Here is a 2,854-nt window from a genome sequence, read left to right on the forward strand (position 1 = left end):
CTGCGGGGGCGGGCGGTGGGGGCGATCGAGACGACGGGGTTCCAGGAGCCCGCGGACCAGGCCCAGTTCGTGCACAGGGAGGCAGCGGCCCGGCGGATTCCGGTGACCCGTGCCGTCGCCGGACAGGAACGGCGTACCGGGGGTCTCGCGTGGCGGGTGCTGTGGCCGCCGGGCGACGCGGCCACCCCGGGCGGGCCGAACGACGCCAGTGTGACCATGCTCGTCCGCTCGGCCGGGCTGACCCTGCTGCTGCTCGGCGATCTCGAACCGCCCGCCCAGCGGGAGCTGTCGAGATCCCCGGTGGTCGCGGAGCTGGCAGCGGTGGACGTGGTGAAGGTCGCCCACCATGGTTCGGCCTACCAGGACCCGACCCTGATACGGGCGATGGCCCCGCGGCTGGCGCTCATCTCGGTGGGCGCCGACAACCCCTACGGCCACCCGGCGCCGAGCACGGTCGCGGCGCTGCGGGGCGGGGGCGCCACGGTGCTGCGTACGGACGAGGACGGCGCGATCGCCGTCGCGGGTACGGCCGAGGAGCTGGAGGTGGCGAGAGACTGAGGTCATGGATACCGCAGAGCTGGACACCTACCTTCGCCGCATCGGAGCCGAGCACCCGGCCTGGCCCACCGTGGACGTACTGCGTGAACTGCACCTGCGCCATCTGCGGACGGTGCCGTTCGAGAACCTGTCGATCCACCTCGGGGAGGAGATCGTGCTGGAGGAGAAGCGGCTGCTCGACAAGATCGTCGGGGAGCGCAGGGGCGGCTTCTGCTACGAACTGAACGGGCTGTTCGGGGCGATGCTCGCGGCGCTGGGCTTCGACGTGACGTTGCTCGCGGCACGGGTCTACGACGACGAGAAGCGCCTGGGCATCCCCTACGACCATCTCGCGCTGCGGGTGCGGACGGTGGATGGGGGTGACTGGCTGGCCGATGTGGGGTTCGGGTCGAACAGCCACTATCCCCTGGAGTTCGGGGGGAGAGGGGAGCAGGAGGACCCGGCGGGCACGTTCCGGGTGGTGGAGGCGGACCGGCAGAGCGGGGCGCGGGAGTTCGGGGACCTGGATGTGCTGCGGGACGGCAAGCCGCAGTACCGGCTGGAGGTGCGGCCGCGGGTGTTCGGGGACTTCGTGGCCGGGGCATGGTGGCACAGCACGTCTCCGGCCTCGCACTTCACCCGGTCGCTGGTCTGCTCGCGGCTCGGTGACGACGGTGGACGGATGACGCTCAGCGGCCGCACCCTCACGGTCACGTCCCGGGAGGGCGAGAAGGAGGTGACCGAGCTGGGGACGGACGAGGAGGTCCTGGCGGTGTACCGGGAGCGGTTCGGGATGGAGTTGGGGCGGGTGCCGGAGGTACGTGGGACGAAGTAGCGCGGGCCCGGCCACCGGCCGGGCCGGGCATGGGCTGCCGGGCATGGGCTGCCGGGCATGGGCTGCCGGGCGTGGGCCGGCGGGCGTGGGGTGCCCGGCGTGGGCCGGCGGGCGGGTCGCGGAAAATGGGGGCGTGAGCGATGTGAGACATGTGCTGGTGCTGCCCGATCGTGACGCGGCGGAAGAGGCCGCGCAGGCCCTCGGGGAGCGGTTCGGGCTGAACGAGGAGCCCCAGCTGGTGCGGGACGCGCTGGCCGGGGAGGACGACGCGGAGGACGCCCAGTGGCTGCTGGTGCTGCGCGACGAGGACGGGCGACTCGATCCGGTGGCGTTGGACGAGTTCGCGGGGGAGTGGGAGGGGTGGCGTGAGGAGCCGTAGGGCTCGTTGTCGGTGCCCCGTGGGATGCTGTGCGTGATGGCCAAGAAGACCGCTCACGATGATCCCCTCGCTTCTGTCACCCTCGCCGTGGGGCAGGAGGAGCTGCTGCTCGACCGGGCCGTGCAGGAGGTGGTGGCCGCCGCCAGGGCCGCCGACGCCGACACGGATGTGCGGGACCTCACGTCGGACCAGTTGCAGCCCGGCACGCTCGCCGAGCTGACGAGTCCCTCGCTGTTCGCCGAGCGGAAGGTCGTGGTCGTGCGCAACGCGCAGGACCTGTCGGCCGACACCGTCAAGGACGTGAAGGGGTACCTGGGCTCCCCGGCCGAGGAGATCACCCTCGTACTGCTGCACGCGGGCGGCGCCAAGGGCAAGGGGCTGCTGGACGCGGCGCGCAAGGCGGGGGCGCGGGAGGTGGCCTGCCCGAAGATGACGAAGCCGGCGGACCGGCTGGCGTTCGTACGGGGTGAGTTCCGCACACTCGGGCGGTCCGCGACACCGGAGGCGTGCCAGGCACTGGTCGACGCGATCGGAAGCGATCTGCGGGAGCTGGCGTCGGCGGCGTCGCAGCTGGTCGCCGATGTCGAGGGCACCATCGACGAGGCCGTGGTCGGGCGGTACTACACCGGGCGGGCCGAGGCGTCGAGTTTCGAGGTCGCCGACCGGGCCGTGGAGGGACGGGCGGCGGAGGCGCTGGAGGCGCTCAGGTGGTCGCTGTCCACCGGGGTGGCGCCGGTGCTGATCACCAGCGCGCTGGCGCAGGGCGTCCGGGCGATCGGGAAGCTGTCGTCCGCGCGGGGCGGCAGACCGGCGGACCTGGCGCGGGAGCTCGGCATGCCGCCGTGGAAGATCGACCGGGTGCGGCAGCAGATGCGGGGGTGGACACCGGAAGGGGTCGCCGTCGCGATGCGGGCCGTCGCGGAGGCCGACGCCGGGGTCAAGGGCGGCGGAGACGACCCCGAGTACGCGCTGGAGAAGGCGGTCGTGACCATCGCCCGGGCGGCGCGCTCCCGCCGGGGGTGAGCCTGCCGCCCTCGCCAGGGCGCGGGGGCCGCTGCCGCGCGATGCCCGCTGCCGCGCCGTTGCGGCTTGTCGCGCGGTTC

At 73.3% G+C, this 2,854-nt stretch carries 4 protein-coding genes; all 4 read left to right on the forward strand.

Annotation, left to right across the window (positions count from 1 at the left end; genetic code table 11):
* On the forward strand, positions 1 to 558 hold a 558-nt coding region (locus tag AOK15_RS36105; protein ID WP_420877023.1), incomplete at its 5' end, for a ComEC/Rec2 family competence protein.
* 4 nt (positions 559 to 562) lie between these two features.
* The gene (locus tag AOK15_RS36110) at positions 563 to 1,372 is read left to right on the forward strand and encodes an arylamine N-acetyltransferase family protein (protein WP_055522696.1); all 810 of its coding nucleotides are present in this window, start codon (positions 563 to 565) and stop codon (positions 1,370 to 1,372) included.
* A 133-nt stretch (positions 1,373 to 1,505) separates the two neighbouring features.
* Positions 1,506 to 1,751 carry a hypothetical protein gene (locus tag AOK15_RS36115; protein ID WP_055522699.1) on the forward strand — a complete coding sequence of 82 codons (246 nt, stop codon included), beginning with the start codon at positions 1,506 to 1,508 and terminating at the stop codon, positions 1,749 to 1,751.
* A 36-nt stretch (positions 1,752 to 1,787) separates the two neighbouring features.
* Entirely contained in the window at positions 1,788 to 2,774 is a 987-nt protein-coding gene (gene holA / locus AOK15_RS36120; protein ID WP_185093739.1) for a DNA polymerase III subunit delta, read from the forward strand.
* Positions 2,775 to 2,854: the final 80 nt, after the last annotated feature.

Source organism: Streptomyces ossamyceticus (assembly GCF_001418475.1).
Taxonomy (GTDB): Bacteria; Actinomycetota; Actinomycetes; order Streptomycetales; family Streptomycetaceae; genus Streptomyces; species Streptomyces ossamyceticus.

Excerpts from the sequence above, each read along its gene's own strand:
- AOK15_RS36110 (WP_055522696.1), top strand. The coding sequence starts at position 563 with ATGGATACCGCAGAGCTGGACACCTACCTTCGCCGCATCGGAGCCGAG.
- holA (WP_185093739.1), top strand. The coding sequence starts at position 1,788 with ATGGCCAAGAAGACCGCTCACGATGATCCCCTCGCTTCTGTCACCCTC.